Origin of the sequence: Nonomuraea sp. NPDC049655 (genome assembly GCF_044465465.1) — a bacterium.
Classification (GTDB): domain Bacteria; phylum Actinomycetota; class Actinomycetes; order Streptosporangiales; family Streptosporangiaceae; genus Nonomuraea.
Map to the genome: position 1 here is coordinate 39,583 of NZ_JBITLS010000013.1, position 16,041 is coordinate 55,623.

At 74.0% G+C, this 16,041-nt stretch carries 18 protein-coding genes; 9 read left to right on the forward strand and 9 right to left on the reverse strand.

Annotation, left to right across the window (positions count from 1 at the left end; all coding sequences use genetic code 11):
- Window positions 1-69 precede the first annotated feature (69 nt).
- Both ACIBQ6_RS35950 and ACIBQ6_RS35955 read left to right on the forward strand, forming a co-directional pair.
- Window positions 70-1,050 carry an alpha/beta fold hydrolase gene (locus tag ACIBQ6_RS35950; protein ID WP_397217404.1) on the forward strand — a complete coding sequence of 327 codons (981 nt, stop codon included), beginning with the start codon at window positions 70-72 and terminating at the stop codon, window positions 1,048-1,050.
- Between the two features lie 37 nt (window positions 1,051-1,087).
- Window positions 1,088-1,393, forward strand: coding sequence for a hypothetical protein (locus ACIBQ6_RS35955; protein ID WP_397217406.1), 306 nt, complete (start codon window positions 1,088-1,090; stop codon window positions 1,391-1,393).
- Here the strand turns inward: ACIBQ6_RS35955 and ACIBQ6_RS35960 are convergent.
- Window positions 1,356-2,378 (reverse strand): helix-turn-helix domain-containing protein, encoded by a 1,023-nt coding sequence (locus tag ACIBQ6_RS35960; protein ID WP_397217408.1) that lies wholly within the window; start codon window positions 2,376-2,378, stop codon window positions 1,356-1,358. The genes ACIBQ6_RS35955 and ACIBQ6_RS35960 overlap by 38 nt on opposite strands.
- A gap of 71 nt (window positions 2,379-2,449) precedes the next feature.
- Here ACIBQ6_RS35960 and ACIBQ6_RS35965 point away from each other — a divergent pair, with 71 nt between their 5' ends.
- Window positions 2,450-2,773 (forward strand): cupin domain-containing protein, encoded by a 324-nt coding sequence (locus ACIBQ6_RS35965; RefSeq protein ID WP_358301847.1) that lies wholly within the window; start codon window positions 2,450-2,452, stop codon window positions 2,771-2,773.
- A gap of 32 nt (window positions 2,774-2,805) precedes the next feature.
- Here ACIBQ6_RS35965 and ACIBQ6_RS35970 read toward each other — a convergent pair whose 3' ends face one another.
- From ACIBQ6_RS35970 to ACIBQ6_RS35990, 5 genes are all read right to left on the reverse strand, one after another.
- Entirely contained in the window at window positions 2,806-3,792 is a 987-nt protein-coding gene (locus tag ACIBQ6_RS35970; protein WP_397217410.1) for a hypothetical protein, read from the reverse strand.
- Window positions 3,792-4,433 (reverse strand): hemerythrin domain-containing protein, encoded by a 642-nt coding sequence (locus ACIBQ6_RS35975; protein WP_397217412.1) that lies wholly within the window; start codon window positions 4,431-4,433, stop codon window positions 3,792-3,794. Before ACIBQ6_RS35975 ends, ACIBQ6_RS35970 begins: the two co-directional genes overlap by 1 nt.
- A 45-nt stretch (window positions 4,434-4,478) precedes the next feature.
- Window positions 4,479-7,826, reverse strand: coding sequence for a BTAD domain-containing putative transcriptional regulator (locus ACIBQ6_RS35980; protein WP_397217414.1), 3,348 nt, complete (start codon window positions 7,824-7,826; stop codon window positions 4,479-4,481).
- 111 nt (window positions 7,827-7,937) lie between these two features.
- Window positions 7,938-8,816, reverse strand: coding sequence for a sigma-70 family RNA polymerase sigma factor (locus tag ACIBQ6_RS35985; protein WP_358301858.1), 879 nt, complete (start codon window positions 8,814-8,816; stop codon window positions 7,938-7,940).
- Window positions 8,813-9,205 carry a VOC family protein gene (locus ACIBQ6_RS35990; protein ID WP_397217417.1) on the reverse strand — a complete coding sequence of 131 codons (393 nt, stop codon included), beginning with the start codon at window positions 9,203-9,205 and terminating at the stop codon, window positions 8,813-8,815. The genes ACIBQ6_RS35985 and ACIBQ6_RS35990 overlap by 4 nt, the downstream gene beginning before the upstream one ends.
- A 203-nt stretch (window positions 9,206-9,408) precedes the next feature.
- Here ACIBQ6_RS35990 and ACIBQ6_RS35995 point away from each other — a divergent pair, with 203 nt between their 5' ends.
- Entirely contained in the window at window positions 9,409-10,578 is a 1,170-nt protein-coding gene (locus ACIBQ6_RS35995) for a cellulose binding domain-containing protein (protein ID WP_397217419.1), read from the forward strand.
- Window positions 10,579-10,744: 166 nt separating this feature from the next.
- Here the strand turns inward: ACIBQ6_RS35995 and ACIBQ6_RS36000 are convergent, their stop codons facing one another.
- Window positions 10,745-11,320 carry a TetR family transcriptional regulator gene (locus tag ACIBQ6_RS36000; RefSeq protein ID WP_397217421.1) on the reverse strand — a complete coding sequence of 192 codons (576 nt, stop codon included), beginning with the start codon at window positions 11,318-11,320 and terminating at the stop codon, window positions 10,745-10,747.
- A gap of 84 nt (window positions 11,321-11,404) precedes the next feature.
- Between ACIBQ6_RS36000 and ACIBQ6_RS36005 the strand changes: the two genes are divergently transcribed.
- The 3 genes from ACIBQ6_RS36005 to ACIBQ6_RS36015 all read left to right on the forward strand — a co-directional run bounded on the left by ACIBQ6_RS36005 (window position 11,405) and on the right by ACIBQ6_RS36015 (window position 12,816).
- Window positions 11,405-11,812 (forward strand): VOC family protein, encoded by a 408-nt coding sequence (locus ACIBQ6_RS36005; protein ID WP_397217423.1) that lies wholly within the window; start codon window positions 11,405-11,407, stop codon window positions 11,810-11,812.
- Between the two features lie 51 nt (window positions 11,813-11,863).
- Window positions 11,864-12,223, forward strand: a complete 360-nt coding sequence (locus tag ACIBQ6_RS36010) for a hypothetical protein (protein WP_358301870.1) — start codon at window positions 11,864-11,866, stop codon at window positions 12,221-12,223.
- Window positions 12,224-12,324: 101 nt separating this feature from the next.
- Window positions 12,325-12,816 (forward strand): tetratricopeptide repeat protein, encoded by a 492-nt coding sequence (locus ACIBQ6_RS36015; protein ID WP_397217425.1) that lies wholly within the window; start codon window positions 12,325-12,327, stop codon window positions 12,814-12,816.
- Window positions 12,817-12,963: 147 nt separating this feature from the next.
- Here the strand turns inward: ACIBQ6_RS36015 and ACIBQ6_RS36020 are convergent, their stop codons facing one another.
- Complete coding sequence (locus ACIBQ6_RS36020) at window positions 12,964-13,290, reverse strand: hypothetical protein (protein WP_397217894.1); 327 nt, start codon at window positions 13,288-13,290, stop codon at window positions 12,964-12,966.
- Between ACIBQ6_RS36020 and ACIBQ6_RS36025 the strand changes: the two genes are divergently transcribed.
- Window positions 13,211-13,396: a transposase gene (locus ACIBQ6_RS36025; RefSeq protein ID WP_358301876.1), complete on the forward strand. Its 186-nt coding sequence runs from the start codon at window positions 13,211-13,213 to the stop codon at window positions 13,394-13,396. The two genes, ACIBQ6_RS36020 and ACIBQ6_RS36025, sit on opposite strands and share 80 nt — an antisense overlap.
- A gap of 142 nt (window positions 13,397-13,538) precedes the next feature.
- On the forward strand, window positions 13,539-13,832 hold the full coding sequence (locus ACIBQ6_RS36030) for a hypothetical protein (protein ID WP_397217427.1): 294 nt from the start codon (window positions 13,539-13,541) through the stop codon (window positions 13,830-13,832).
- 188 nt (window positions 13,833-14,020) lie between these two features.
- Here the strand turns inward: ACIBQ6_RS36030 and ACIBQ6_RS36035 are convergent, their stop codons facing one another.
- Window positions 14,021-16,012 carry a hypothetical protein gene (locus ACIBQ6_RS36035; protein ID WP_397217429.1) on the reverse strand — a complete coding sequence of 664 codons (1,992 nt, stop codon included), beginning with the start codon at window positions 16,010-16,012 and terminating at the stop codon, window positions 14,021-14,023.
- Window positions 16,013-16,041: the final 29 nt, after the last annotated feature.

A 16,041-nucleotide genomic window follows, 5' to 3' on the forward strand; every position in this document is an offset into this window, starting at 1 on the left:
CCGCACGGTCCGTAACGTTGCGGGGCGGCCGCGGCGTTCCGCCGGCCTTTTCCCGTTCGTACCCCCGCCGTGCGCATCGCCTCCGCGGCGGCCGGCTCACTGGAGGACCTCATGCTCGCCAAGATCAGGACACCCGTCGCGGCCGTGCTGTGCTGCGTCGGTCTCGGCGCGGGGGTGGCCGGCTGCGACGGCGACGCGATGGAGAACTGGGACCCCTTCGCCGCCTCCACGCCCTCTGCGTCCTCCGCGTCCTCCGCGTCCTCGGCGCCGACGGCCGCGGCCGCGGCGATCTCCGGCACCGAGAAGATCACCGTGGCGGGACGGTCGGTGAACGTGTCCTGCTCGGGCGAGCCGGTCGAGGGCGGCCCGGTCGTCGTCCTGATGCACGGCGGCGGCGACGGGCTGGACAAGATGGCGTCCCTGCAGAAGACGTTGAGCGGCAAGCACCGGGTCTGCTCCTACGACCGGCTCGGCGCGGGCAAGAGCGACCAGCCGGACGGTCCGCAGGACCTCGCCGCCAGCGGCCGGATCCTGACCGGCGTGCTCGACCGCGTCGCCGGGAAGGCCCCGGTCGTCCTGGCCGGTCACTCGCTGGGCGGGCTGATCGCCGCCCGGTACGCCCCCGACCACCAGGACAGGGTCAAGGGCCTGGTCCTGCTGGACGCCACCCCGCCCACCATGATGAACGACATCGAGAAGGCGATCCCGAAGTCCGCCGAGGGCCCGGCCGCCGAGCTGCGCGCGCAGAACCTGGCGATCTTCCAGGGGCAGAACCCGGAGAAGCTGGTCATCCCCGACGGCCCGGTCCGCTCCGCCGGTGACATCCCGGTCGAGGTCGTCCGGCACGGCAAGCCGTATCTGGAGGCCCTGCCCGAGTACGGGCCGCGCCTGGAGCGGGCGTGGGCGGCGGGCCAGCGCAAGTGGCTGGCGCTGTCCGGCCGCAGCACACTGAGCACGGCCGCGGGCAGCGAGCACTACATCTACGTGGACGAGCCCGGCGTCGCCGTCCAGGCCGTCGACCGCGTCACCGATCAGGCGCGCAGCCGGTGATCCGGCCGGTCGCGGGGATCTGGTGGAAGGCTGGATCATGACAGCAGCGTTCATCAGGTTCGTCCCTGACGATGTCGACGACCTGGTCGCCTTCCTGACCGGCGAGGACTGGCCCTTCCACGTCGGACGGCCGGAGGCCGAGGCCGTCCGGCGGCGGGCCGCCGACGGTCACCACGACGACGCGGACGAACGCACCTTCTTCGTGAAGGAGGCGCACCACCGCCGGGCCTGGCCGGGACGCGACGGACGCCTGTACGACTCGGTCGCCTACGCGATCCTGCGCTCGGACCGGGAGACCGGCGAGGTCACGCCGGTGGCGTGGGAGGACGAGCCCCGCCCCTGACGGTCACGGCGGACGGTCGCGAGGAGGCGCCGCCGTCGTGATCGCCGAACGAGCGGCGGTAGGCGGCGGGCGTGGTGTGCACCAAGGAGTGGAAACGTCTGCGCAGGTTGGCGGCCGAGGACAGGCCGACCCTGGCCGCGATCGCCTCCACGGGGAGGTCGGTCTCCTCCAGCAGGGCCCGCGCCGCCGTGACGCGCTGCTGGAGCAGCCATCGGCCGGGGCTGACGCCGAGCTGGCCGGCGAACCTGCGGGCGAGGGTCCGCGGGGAGACCCCGGCCCGTGCGGCGAGGTCGTCGAGGGTGAGGGGCTCGTCCAGGCGTTCGGCGGCCCAGTCGAGGAGCGGCGCGAGCGACTCCGGCCGGCGGTCCGTGACGGGCGCGGTGCTGTACTGGAGCTGGCCGCCCTCGCGGTGCGGCGGCATGACCATGTGGCGGGCGATGTGCGCGGCGTAGGCCGCGCCGTGGTCGGCGCGGGCCAGGTGCAGGCACAGGTCGATGCCGGCGGCGGTGCCGGCGCTGGTGGCGAGGTCGCCCAGGTCGATGTACAGCGTGTCGGGTTCCACCTGTACGTCGGGAAAGCGGTCGGCGAGCTCGGAGGCGAGCCGCCAGTGGGTGGTCGCCCTGCGGTGATCGAGCAGTCCGGTCCCGGCGAGCAGGAAGGTTCCCGAGCAGATCGCGACGATCCGGGCGCCTCGCCGGTGGGCCCGCCGGATCGCGTCGATCGCGGCGGGCGGCGCCGGGTCGTCGCGGCGGTGCCATCCGGGGATCACCACCGTGTCGGCGGCCTCCAGCGCGGACAGGCCCGCGCCGACCGCCATGTCGTACCCGGCCAGGGTCGGCACGGCGCCCGGACGTTCGGCGCACACCTGGAACGAGTAGCGGGCGGGCAGCCCCGGCCGGCGCACGCCGAAGACCTCCGCCGCGCACGCCAGCTCGAACGTGGACTGCGGCGGCAGGACCAGCGCCACCACTCGGTGAACGGTCATGGCAGGAAAGTACCGCCACACGTCAATCCAGACACTGGGCGGGGGACGGCGTCCGCCGCGACGATGGGGTCATGACGCAAGACGCGAACGACGTCCAGATCCTGCACGTCGACGAGGTGGAAGCCGTCGAGGTCGTCCCCGGGATCGTCCGGCGGCGGCTGCCCGCCACCGACCGGGCCCGCGGCTGGATGTACGACTTCGCCCCGGGCACCGAATGGCCCGAGGTGGACGTGCACGACGGCGAGGAACGCTACTACGTGATCTCGGGCGAGTTCATCGACCGGGGGCACCGGCTCGGGCCGGGCAGCTACGTCGTGTTCGCGCCGGGCAGCACGCATCGCCCGCGCACCGAGACGGGCGCCCGCATGCTGGGCATCAGCATCCTCACCCCGTAGGGACGCCGCGGGCCGGGGACCGGCGGGCGGCGTCAGTCACGCGGACGGCGGACGCGGGGAACGGGCTGGCCACGGCGGGCGGCCTCGGCCTCCAGCCGCTTCCGCAGCAGCCTGCCCTGGCCGAGGAACGAACGGCTGCGCTCCCGGCGGCTCCCCGCGAGGCTCCAGTCGTTGAGCGCCCGCTCGACCCGCACGCTCAGCCGGTCGCCCGCGCCGGTGGCCCGCCCGACCAGCACGACGTTCTCCTGCCACTCCATGGCCGGGCCGTGCCGGTGGAAGGTCAGGCACACCGGCCCGTCGGCCGCCTGGACGCCCGCGGGCAGCCGCAGGTCGAAGCCCGCCTCGGTGCGTACGGCCGAGCGGGTGGGCACGGCCAGCGGCATGCCGTCGGCCACCATGGTGACGACGGGCTCGCCCAGGCGGGCGGCGCGGCCGGCGAACGGCCGCCAGTCCGCCGGCGGGGCCGACCGGCTCGGCAGCCGGGGGCCGGTGGGGGCGGGATCGGAGGCGGGCGCGGCGACGTCCGCGGGGCCCGTCCAGATCTCGGGCGTCCTGGACAGGTCGCCCTCGGGCCACCAGACGATCCGCTCGGGGGTGACCTCCACCCAGATGCGGGCGAAGTACCAGCCCAGCCGTCTCACCAGGAACCACGGCATCCCGGCGAACCCGGCGCCGGTCTTGGCCAGCGACTCGCGGACGTACCGGTCGGTGCCGGCCTGCAGGTCCGCGTCGCGCACGGTCGCCCGGCCCTGCACCAGGACGACGGGCGCCCGGTCCGGCCCGCCCTCCGCGCCGGAGCACAGCAGCGCGACGCGCGGGTCCCGGCGGGCGCGCTCGGCCTTGTCCGGGTAGGTGAGCCCGGTGCTGACGTCGAGCGTGCCGCCCGCGCCGGCGTACGGCGTGACGGGCCAGGTGACGGGGCGGCCGTCGCGGGTGAGCGAGGCGTACTCGCAGACCAGGGCGCGGCCGAAGACCTCGGCCGCCCTGCGCGGCGAGACGGTCGGCGCGGATGCGGTCATCACGGCTCCAGGATCAGGTCGGCGGGGGTGGTGCCGTACAGGCGGGTGAAACGCCGCCGGTAGGCCGGCCACCAGAACAGGCGGAACATCAGCCGGGCCACGACCGGCAGGTCCGCGTACGACGCCGCGAGCAGGCGGGCGTCGGCGCTGGAGGCGAGCCAGCCGAGGATGACGGGGACCCGGCGGCGGCCGAAGTCGTCCATCGCCTGGCGCCGGTCGGCCTCGACGTCGGCGGGGGTGAGGTGGGCGAGCATGAGCGGCACGGCGACCCGCTCCTCGTGGTCGAGGTGCTCGTTGACGAGCTCGTGCAGCCGCCGCAGGACGGGCGCGCGCCCGGCCAGGGGCGCCCCGCGGTCGGCGGCGGCCTCGATCAGCGGGTCGAGCAGGGAGTGCTCGGACTCCAGCTCGGCCAGCGCGTCCGCCGCCTGCGGGGCGCGGCCGGTGAGCTTGGGCCACAGGGTGGCGTCCTCGTGCGAGTGGTGGGCGTGCAGCATGTCCAGGACGAGCGCGAGCTGCTCGGCCAGCAGCTCCTCGTGCGCGTCGTCACGCGGGTCGCCGCACGCCTCGGCCAGGCGGCCGAACTCGGCGCGGAAACCGGCGTGCATCATCAGGAAGCCGGTCAGGTGTTCTGGTGTGATCATCAGTCTGTTCCCTCACGTGTCGGGAACAGCGTGCGCGCCGGGCCTCTACGTGCACTTGGCGAGCGCTTGGCGGGCCCTTGTCAGCCAGTAGGCCGCACCCGCCCGCTCCAGCTGGCGCACCGCCTCGCTCAGGTGGACCCGGGCCCCCTCGCGGTCACCGAGCGCCAGCAGCGCCTCGCCCAGGTGGCCGTCGTACGCGCCGTCGACGGTGGTGCACGCGCCGTTCACGTGCAGCAGCCCGGCGAACGGGCGGAACGCGTCGTAGACCTCCCGGACGACGTCCGCCTCGCCGAGCCGGATCGCCGCGTGCAGCCGGCACATGGCGGCCATCGCCCAGTGGTAGTCGCGCGGCGGCATGGGCGTCTCGCGCAGGATCCGCCGGGCGCGCTCGGGCTCGCCCAGCTCCGCCAGCGCGTACGCCAGGGCGTAGGCGGGCCCCGCCAGGCCGGTGTGCCGGGCCATCTCCTCGATCCAGGCCGCCTCCTCGCCCAGGCGGTCCTCCTGGATGATCGTCTCGGCCCGTCCGCCGAGCATGCTGAGCTCGAAGTAGGCCAGGTCGGCGAACGACAACATCGCCCTGACGGGCTCGAAGTGCCGGGCCGGGTCGGGGACGCCCTGGAACAGGTCGAGCCCCACGTGCGCCACCGCGGCCTGCAGCGCCAGCGTGGGATTGTGCAGGTCGCGCAGCAGCGTGCCGATCTCCGCCAGCAGGTCGCGGGCCTGCGCCACCCTGCCGTGCTCCACGTGATGGCCGACGAGGTGCAGCTGCGCGATCACCCTGAGCTGGGGCGACAGGTCCGGCTCGGCCAGCAGGCGGCGGGCGGTCCCGGCGCGCTGCTCGACGAAGTCCTGTCCCTGCAGCGCGATGAGCCGCAGGTGCAGGACGCGCCGCAGCAGGGCGGGGTCGTCCAGGCGCTCGGCCGTCGTCACGGCCCGCGAGGAGACCGCGCCGACCTCGTCCTCGCGGCCGGTCTGGGCGAGCACGACGGCCCTGACGGCCTGCGCCGTCGCCCAAGCCGGGGTGGACGGCGGCAACTCGCGCGCGGCCCGGTCCGCCGCGTCGCGTACGGCGGCCACGTCGACGCCGTACCGGAAGGGCACCCAGATGCCGTGGCCCATCGCGATGTCGGCGGCTCTGACGGCCTTGTCCAGGTCGTCGCCGGCCATGGCGAGCGCCTGCTCGACCGCCTCGTACCCCTCGTCGAACCGGCCGGCGGCGTAGCGGCTCTCCGCCAGCCCGACGGCCAGCTCGAACCGCTCGGCCGCGCTCGCGCCGGCCGGCTCGGCGGCCGCCAGCGCCTCCTGCCAGGACACGGCCGCGTCGTCGGGCGCGTGCCGTCGCTGGGCCGCCCGTGCCGCGCGGGCCGCGTAGTCCATCGCCATGCGGGCGGGCTCCGCGCCCAGCTCCGCCGCCGCCAGCCAGTGCCGCGCGATCACCGCCGCGCGGTCATCGCGGTCGCCGTGGTCGCCGCGGTCGCCGCGGTCGCCGTGCACGGCGGTGAGGGCGGCCGCCACCTGCTCGTGGACCCGCGCCCGCCACAGCCGCGACCGGCGCGACAACAACGCGTCGGTGACCAGGGCGTGCGCGAACTCGTAGCCGCCCAGCCGGTACGACGACTCCCGGACCAGCCCCGCGCCGAGCGCCGCGTCGAGCGACGGCAGCAGGTCGCCGACCGTGCCGCCGGCGACCCGGGCCAGGACGACCGCCTCGAACTCGTCGCCCATCACGGCGGCCAGCTCCAGCACGCGGGACGCCTCCTCCCCCAGGCCCGCCACCCGGTGCAGCACGACGTCCAGGACGCCCTGCGGCAGCCCGTCGCCCGCCCGGGCCAGCTCGGCGAGGAAGAACGGGTTCCCGGCGGTGCGCCGGCGCAGCTCCTCGGCCCCGTGGCCGCCCGGATCGCGGCCGGACAGCTCCTTGACCAGCGCGCGGACCTCCTCGGTGGCCAGCCCGTCCAGCCCGAGCCGGCGCGCGCCGAGCCGGGACAGCGCCGACAGCGTGGCGGTGAGCGCCGACGCCTCGTGCCGCCGGAACGTCGCCACCAGCAGCAGGCCCGGCCGGGCGGTGGCGGCCACGTGGACCAGCAGCCGCAGCGTGGCGTCGTCGGCCGCGTGCAGGTCCTCCAGCACGACGACCGCCGGGCCGACCGCGGCCAGGAACGTGCCGACGGCCTCGAAGAACCGCAGCCGCGCCCCCTGCGCGTCGGACGCCGGGACCGCCTGCGGACCGCCCGACAGGAACGTGCCGACCTCGCCGGGCAGGGAGGCCTGCGGGGCCGCGGCGGCGAGGTCGCGCAGGACGCGTTCCCAGGGCCACAGCGCGGGCGCGGTCTCGTGGTCGGGGCTCGCCCCCCAGCCGACCGGCACACCGACGGTCGCGCGGAACCGCCGCAGCAGGCTCGTCTTGCCGACGCCCGGCTCGCCGTCCACCAGCACGACCTGCCCGGCGGCGGACGCCGCCCTGGCCGCCTCGGTCAGGAACGCGAGCGCGCTCTCCCGGCCGACGAACACCGGCTGGTCCGGCGCGGGCTCGCCGGCGCCGGGCGCCGCCGCGCGCACCGGCGTCAGCGGCGGCTTGGGGTGCGGGGTGGGCAGCAGGGACTGCGGCGGGGTGGCGGGACGGCCGGACGGTAACAGCGCGGCGTCCTGGCGCAGCACCGCGGCTTCGAGCTCGCGCAGCCGCGGACCCGGGTCGATGCCCAGTTCCCCGGCGAGCACGTCGCGCACCCCGCGCAGGCATTCCAGGGCCGCCGCCTGCCGGCCGGCGCGGTAGTGGGCCAGCACCAGCAGCTCCCAGGCCCGCTCGCGCAGCGGGTGCTCGCGGACGAACGGGTCCAGCCGCGCGACCACGTCCGTGTGGCGGCCCAGGTCCAGCAGGGCCGCGGCCAGCGCCTCCACCGCGTCCAGCCGTACCTGCTCCAGGCGGCCGATCTCCGGTTGCGCCCACTCCTGGGCGCGCACGTCCGCGTACGGGTCGCCGCGCCACAGGCCGAGCGCCTCGGCGAGGTCGGCCGCCGCCTGCTCGTGCCGTCCCGCGGCCAGGTGGGCGGAGCCGGCCGACACGAGCGTGCCGAAGTCCGTCGTGTCGAGGACGAGTCCGCCGGTCATCAGGCCGTAGCCGTCGGCGGCGCTGACCAGGACGGCCGGGGTCGCGCCCGGCCGCCGGTCGGGCTCCAGCCGGCGGCGCAGGTTGGAGACGTACACCTGCAGGCTGCCCTGGACGCTCGGCGGCGGGTCGCCGGCCCACAGCCGGTCGGCCAGCAGGTCGGCGGGGAGCACGCGACCGGCGTGCATCGCGAGCAGGGCGAGCAGGGCCCGCTGCTTGGGCGGCCCGACCGGTACGGCCTGCCCGGCCACGACGAGTTCCATGGGCCCGAGGACGTTCAGCCGCACGCGCCCATGGTAGGGGCCGCCTTTCAACCGGTCCAGACGCGACATCGGCGACACCGGCCGGCCGACCCGGCACGCCTTACCGGGCCCGGGTCAGCCCGCCCCGGCCTCGGCTCAGGCCGGGGTGGGCTGGTCGTCGAGCGCGGCGAGCTTGGCCGGGTCGACGACGATGTGGATGCCGGTGATCCGGCCGCCGGTGACGGTGAAGGCGATGGCGGACAGCGGGGTCCCGTCGGCGCGCCAGGACAGGTGGCCGGGCAGCCCGTCCACCAGCACGGGCCGCTGCCCGGCGACCTCGCCGGAGAACATGCGGGCTCCGGCGGCGACGGCGGTGGCGCCGAGGGTGACGACCACGCCGCCGGGGGTGTCCACGGTCAGCTTCACGTCCGGGTCGAGGACCCGCAGGAGCGCCTCGAAGTCGCCGCCGAGCGCGGCGGCGCGGAAGGCGTCCACGGCCTCCCGGTGCTCGCGGCCGGGGCCCGCCGCCCGGTCCGTGGACCGGACCTTGCGGCGGGCGCGGCTGGCGATCATCTTGGCGGCGTCGGCGGACCTGCCCAGGATGTGGCCGATGTCCTGGAACGGGACCGCGAACAGGTCGTGCAGGACGAACGCCAGCCGCTCGCTCGGGGTGAGCGAGTCGAGCACCACGAGGAGGGCGAGCCCGACCGAGTCGGCCAGCGCCGCCTGCTCGTCCGGCGTGGGCTCGTCGTCGGGCGTCACCAGGAGGTCCGTGAACTCCTGTCCGTACGCCGTCTCGGGATGGGTCCGGCGGGATCGCAGCAGGTCCAGGCTGATGCGGCCGACCACGGTGGTCAGCCAGCCCGCCAGGTTGCCGATGGCCGACACGTCCTGGCGGACCAGCCGCATCCAGGCTTCCTGTACCACGTCCTCGGCGTCGGCGTGCGAGCCCAACACGCGGTACGCGACGGCGCGCAGCCGGTCGCGCTGGGCCTCGAACGCCTCGGCCACCGGGCCGGACGGGTGCACGGTCACGGCCTGCGCTGCTGACGCAGGGAGATCCGGTTGCCGTCCGGGTCCACCGCCTCGGCGCGGACGCCGAACGGGTAGTCCACGGGCTCGGACTCCTCGAAGGTGACGCCCCGCCCGCGCATGACCTCGAAGTCCTTGCGCAGGTCGTCGGACTCCAGGATCAGCGGGCCCGGCGCGCCGTTCCCGCCCGCGACGCCCGGCTGCCCGGCGGCCGGCGCACAGGACCACAGGAGGATCTGGACCGGGCTGCCGGGCACGCCGACGGTGAGGAAACGGCCGTCGGGCCCCCGGACGTCGATGCGCTTGTCCAGGCCGAGCCCGGCGGTGTAGAACTCCAGCGCGCGGTCCTGGTCGGTGACGTAGACCGTGGTGTACATGATGGCGGTCAGCATCCTGCTCTCGATTCACTCGTGGGTCTGACGACCGTTCGTTCTCGGTCCTCACCCCCATGACGAGTGGCGGCGGGAAAAGGTAACACGGCCGGTCCGGCCCGGCGGATTCCCGGCTTTACGGAACATGAGAACTCGTTCACGATCACTGCGAGGGGGTGCAGGCTCGATCAGAAGGGGGCCCTATGCGGCCTGGCAGACGATCCTTGGGAGCGGTTGGCCTCACCCTCGGATTCCTCACTCTGGCGTTGTTCCTCGCCGCGCCGGCGATCGGCCCCACCGGGAGGACCGCTCTGGCCTCCGTCCCGGCGGCGCACGACGTCGCGCACGCGGCCGTCCCGGCGGCTGCTGTCTCCGGGGCGGCTGTCGCGGCTGTCTCCGGGGCGGCCGACGACGCGCCGCCGACCCGTCCCGGCGGGCTGCGGCCGTGCCCGGTGCCGTTCGCCGCCGACCCGACCGGCTACGCGTCCATCTGCTGGGCAGCCTCCTCCGACGACACGGGCGTCGCCGGGTACGACCTGTACCGCCTGGACCCGGACGGATTCGTCCTCGCCAGCAGCACGACCAGCACGATCGGCGGCTTCTCCGGCGAGCTGAACCGCCTCTACACGATGTACGTCGTGGCCAGGGACCTGGCGGGGCACCTCAGCCCGCCGTCCGCCCTGATCACGGTGCCGGCGACGCTCGGGATGACCCCGACCAGCTCGCCGACCCCGCTGCCCGGCGACCACGTGCCCCCGTCCAGGCCCACCGGGCTGCGCGACGCCTGCCTGCAGGACTACCCGGGCGTCACGTTCTGCTGGCAGCCGTCGACCGACAACGTGGCGGTGACGGCGTACGACGTGTACCGGGAGACGGCGACGGCGTACAGCAGGGTCGGCACGGTCCTTCCGCCGAGCCTGAACTTCGCCGAACCCGGCCTGGTCGTCGGGCAGCGTTACACGTACGTCGTGGTCGCCAAGGACGCGGGCGGCAATGTCAGCGTGCCGTCCGACCCGCTGTCCGCGCTGGCCAGGGAGGGGCTGCCGTCGCCCACCCCGTCGTCGGGCGCGCCGTGCACGGTGACGTACCGGGCCACGACGGGAGGGCCGCGGCTGGACGCCGAGCTCGTCGTGCGCAACACCGGCACGGCCCCGGTCGACGGGTGGACGCTGACGGTCGACTACCCGGCGGCGGCCGCCGTGCGTCTCGTCTCGGGCTGGTCCGCGAACTGGACCCAGGCCGGTGCGGGGGTGGCCGGCGTGAACAAGCAGTGGAACAAGGTCATCGGGGTCGGCTCGCAGACCCAGGTCGGGTTCACCGCCACGTACGGCGGCGGCGCGCCGCCCTCGCCGGCGAGCTTCGCACTCAACGGCAAGACCTGCGCGACGGGCTGACGTTCCGCTCGTAACTGCTCGGCGGGGACGACCACGGCGACCACCAGCCCCACCCCGCCGAGCCCGGCCGGCTCAACCGTCCGCCTCCCGAGCCCGGCCGGCCCCGCCCGCCCGGCCGGTCAGGCCCGTGGCGAGCGGGAGCTGCCGGTGGCGGCGGTGGGCCGCTTCAGGCGCGTAGGGCGTCGAGGAGGCGGGACAGCGCGGCCTGGGTGTCGGCCAGCTCGTCCGGGGCGGACTGCGCCAGCCACAGCGCGGCCTCGTTCATCGCCCCGGACAGCAGGCGGGCCAGCGGCGCGACCGGCTGGGCCGGGATGGCGCCGGCCGCGACGAGCGCGGCCAGCGCCTCGGTCAGGTGCCGGACGCTGGTGGCCTCGTCGATCGCCCGCCACTCGTTCCAGCCGAGCACGGCGGGGCCGTCGATCAGCATGATCCGCTGCACGTCGGGATCGGCCCCGGCCGCGACGAACGCCGCGCAGCCCGCCTTGAGCTGCGCCCACGGGTCGTCCTCGGCGTCGGCCGCCGCGGCCACCCGGTCGGCCACCTCGCGCTGCACCTGCTCCAGCACGGCCCGGAAGAGGTCGAGCTTGCCCTCGAAGTGGTGGTAGAGAGCGCCTTTGGTGACGCCGGACTCGCCGACGATCTCCGCCAGCCCCACTCCGGCGTAGCCCCTGGTCGCGAATAAGCGCCGCGCCGTGGCGAGCAATGTGCGGCGGGTGCGTTCCTTCTGCTCCGTCCTGGTCACTGCGTCCCCTTTGACATACCGACGGTATCCCAAATAGTGTACGCCCACATACCGTTGGTACGTGAAACTGATGAGGAGGAACGCATGGAGCTGAGCAGCGTGTATCCGGTGGTGTGCACGGCCGATCTGGCCGCGTCGAAGGACTTCTACGTCCGGTTGTTCGGATATGAGGTGACCTTCGAGGCCGACTGGTACGTGAGCCTGCGCCACGGACCGTACGAGCTGGCCCTGCTCGACCACCGCCACCCGACACTGCCCGCCGCCTACCGCCGTCCGGTCGCGGGGCTGCTGATCAACTTCGAGGTCGCCGACGTCGACGCCGAGTGGGAACGCCTGGTCGGGCGCGAGGGGCTGACCCCTGAGCTGGCGCTGCGCGACGAGGACTTCGGCCAGCGGCACTTCATCGTCGCCGACCCCAACGGCGTCCTCGTGGACGTGATCACGCCGATCCCGCCCTCGCAGGAGTACGCGTCCCAGTACGCGCCCGAGTGAGACCGGCGCCGGGCGCTGGACCCGGCGTACGCGTACGTGAATCATGGAGGGGTGCGTACGGGTTTCGCCCATGAGGCGACGATCGTCATGGACGCGGACGGCGATGTGCGCGCCCCCGGCGCGGCGATCACCGTGGCGCTGTGCGGGCACTGGGAGCACGAGCCGCCCTGCCCGATCGCGGCGCACCACACGACCGCCGACCGGCGGGGCGACGTCGTCCGGGTGCGGGTCCTGTTCGCGGCCGAGGCGGCGGCCGAGGCCGACGTGCGGGCCCGCATCGACGCCGCGCTGGCGCGGGGGACGCTCGACGGCCCGGACGGGGTCACCACCCGATGGCGGCTCCTGGACACCTGCCCCGGCCGCCCGCGCGCGGATGAACTGCCGCACCTCGAACGTCTCCGGCGTGGATGAAAGCTCGCCGAATTACGGTGGCGGTCACGGCTCGGCGGCCGTCCTGATCGGTCCGGACAAGTACGCTGACCGCTGTTTCGCGCGACAGTGAAGGAGCACCGATGACCGCCGATCCGGCGATGGCCAGGATCGGCCAAGGGGTGGACTTGCACCACCACCAAGGCCGGCCCGAAGCCGCTCGCGAATTGTTCGCGCGGATCTGGGACGACATCGGCGGCGAGCAGGGCGATCCGCTGCACGTCTGCGTTCTCGCCCACTCGATGGCCGACGTCCAGGACGACGTGCGCCAGGAGCTGATGTGGGACCTGCGCGCGCTCGCCGCCGCCGACCAGGTCACCGACGAACAGGTGGCACAGGCCGGGGTGGCGCTCCCGGTGGTGGCGCTGTACCCGTCCCTGCACCTGAACCTGGGCGAGTGCTACCGCAAGCTGGGAGATCTCGACCGCGCCCGCGACCACCTCGACCAGGCCCGCGCCGGGATCGACGCCCTGGCCGACGACGGATACGGCCGACTCATCAGAGGCGGCCTGGACCGTCTGGCCGACCTACTGAATTCCAACAATTCCCCCGTCGCCCCACCCACGAAATCCTGAACCGATTTCCCCAGCACCATTTCGCGCCAGAGCAATTCCCCCGAACCCCCGTCTGGCCGGCAAGCTTCGGCGGGGGAAACCTCCACCGCAGGACCCCAAGTCTCGGTTCCCAGTCTCAGCGTAGCGTTCGCCAGGCTTCTCTCTCAGCTACGTATTCAGCCAGGCCAGGCCCTTCTCCGTGTCGAAGCGGCCGTCATCGAGCACCGGCGAGGCGGGCGGGGCCTCGGCGTGGGCCAGCGGCAGCCGGTCGAACCCGGTCACGCGGAACCAGAAGTGCAGGTCACGCCCCAGCGGGCGCTGGGCCACGACCCGGATCGGCTCCCGGCTGGCCAGCGTCACCCGGCGCCCGGTGGCCAAGTCGGTGGCCAGTTCGTAGGCGACCTGGACCGCCGAGTTGCCCGCCCCCACCACGACGACGTGCTCACCGGACAGCGAGGCGGGGAAGAAGAAACCGCGTCCTCGCCGCTCGTTCACACCGGAGTTCGAAGCCGAGATCGTCGAGCTGTGCCAGCGCGGTGACCGCTCGGTCGGCCAGGTGGCCAAGGACTTCGATCTGACCGAGACCGCGGTGCGCCAGTAGATCCGCCAGGCCGAGGTCGACGCCGGTCAGCGAAACGGGCTGACCAGCAGCGAACGCCAGGAACTGGAGGCGTTGCGGCGGGAGAACCGGCGGCTGCGCGAGGACGTCGACATCCTCAAGCGCGCGACAGCTCTCTTCGCCAATGGCCGGCAGGCGGGTGAGCGTCGCCGGGGCCGTGCTCACCGGCGCGCAGTACGCCGCCGCGCTGAGCCTGGCGCTCGGCGAGCCCGTCACGTACCAGGCGGTCAGCCCCGACATGATCCGGGCCGCGGGCTTCCCGGGCGCGGGCGAGGTCGGCAACATGCTCCAGTACCTGATCGCGGCCGCCCCCGACATCGCCCAGCTCATCGACTTCGAGCTGCTGCGCGAGCTCAACCCGCGGCCGCAGTCGTTCGACGCGTGGCTGGCCGTCCACCGCGACACCATCCCGCGCTGACCGGCACCCGTCCCTTCCCCGCGCGTGGTCACCCCGGGTGAACCTCGCGGGAGATGAACGAACTCCATCGCACGGGACTCGCGGCGACCTGCCGGGATCGGCATCACGCGGCCGGGCAGGGAGCTGTACTGCGCGGGCGAGAACAGCCACAGCGTCCCTGGCGCACAGGTCAAGGATCGAGATCAGTCTTAGCGCTTCTTCCGGCGGCCCCGAGCTCCCGGCGGCCGGGTGGGGACGTGGCGGAGGCGATGGCGGGCGGTCTTGCGGAGCGGCTCGGCCACCAGCTCGCGCAGCTCCCGCAATCCCACGACATCGGGGTGCCCCGACGCCAGGACCGCCTCCACGAACTCGTACGCGTCCCCGCCCCCCATCCTCTTGAGCTGCTCCACAAGCCCCTCAGGCCCCGCGAGCTCCAGCACTGACAGGAAGTTCTCCGCACCCATCAGCAGGTTCTCTCGCTCACTCAGCGCCTCAGGCTGCATCTTCCCGGCATCGATGAGCTGCGTCCACACGGCGGGCCCGAGGACCGGGTCGTGACGTAGGTCATGGAAAAGCCGCCCTTCGGGAAGGACGTCGGCCAGAACGCGCAGCATGGCCCCCACCCGCGTACGGAACGGGCAGTCCCGCACGGCCTGCAGCAACATCTCGAGGTCCTGCCCCGGGCGGGCCAGCCATCCCTGGAGCTCCGCGACGGCGTCCTCCGGCGGATAGTGCTGGGCGAGCACCCCGAGCAGCTCGGCAGGTGGAGCGGTGGCCAGTTCGCCGACGAGGGGCGCGTCGCGGCCCTCGGCGAGGAGGCGGTCGCGGACGCCGCGCACGCCGAGCGGGGTGAGGTGGACCAGCGGGAGGTCGGGCTCGGCGAGGGCGGCACGCAGGCGTTCGACCGCGTCCGGCGGCAGGGGCTGGTCGTCGTGGTCGAGGTCGCTCGCGTGAAGAGGGTCGGTGGGGCCGCGGGTGAGCTCCACGGCCCCGAGGTCGGACAGGACCTCGAACATGCGCCTCAGGTCCCGGTCGGCCTCGCGGCGCCAGAGATCGCGCAGGCGCTCTTCCTCCTGGTCGAGATCGAAGTACTCCTGGCAGGCCAGCCACACCGTCTCTTCGAGCCGGACCACCGGCATCTCGTCCAGCCCGTACATGGAGTTGAGCACGTCCGGCAGGATCTCGTCGAAGATCTCGGCCAGGACAGGCTGGGATCGCCACGTCGCGACGGGCACGGTGACCACCCGGCCCAGCTCCGGCAGCACCTCGAACGCGCGCCGCCACAGCGCCTCCGGGTCGCCCAGCAAGGGTGCGGCCTTGGCCACGCGGAGAAGGCGGCCCTTGCTGGTGCGGGTCAGGCGCATCTTCTTGGCCCAGGCGAGCAGCAGGTTGAGTTGCGGCAGATCGGCGGCGCTGTGGACGCGCAGCCGGTCCTCGCCGGTACCCAGCAGAGTCGACACCTCAAGAGCGTCGGCGATGCGGAGGTTGCCCGCGTCGGTGAGGGCCCGGCCGTCCTTGCCCACCCAATCGGCCAGGGTGATGAGACGCTGGACGGTCTGACTGCGCGCGGCGGCCTCCATCAGCTCGGACGCGGGGGGCAGGTACACAGGCAGCTGGGGGAAGGCGCGTTCCTCACCGATGCCGCCGTTCACGAGGCGGTTCTGCAGGATCTTGTCGAGCACCTGCTCGTCGTACGGAACGCGACCGGCGTCGAGATCGCGCTTGAACCGCTCGAACGCCCCCGGAACGGTGAGATCGACGCCCTGGCCGAGAGCCGTGTGCGCCCAGAACGTCGCCACCCCCCGCAGCGTAGGATCGTCAAGCGCGGCCGCGTACTCCGCCCGCGCGTCGGCGATGATCTCCTGCGCATCCGCGAACGTGGCGCCGCGCGGGTCGCGAAGGCCGGTGACGTCGAGATAGCGCAGGTACGTGCGGAGCACCTCCGGAGCGAGGTCGAGCTCCTCCCGCACGGCCGTCACCTTGTACGGCACGTATCGCAGCAGGAAGAACCTGATGCTCGCACCGTCCCAGTACGCCAGCCGGCCGTCACGGCTCTCGTGCCGCGCGTCGACGGCGGCGGAGAGCAGCAGGTCGTCGACCGGATGCCCGTGCTCCTCCGCCCAGGTGACACACCGCCGGATCAGCAGGTCCTTGGCGGCCTCGAACTCCTCGGCCTCTTCGGGCTCGAACCAGGTACGCACGATTCAAGCCTCCCATCCCTACAGGGGCA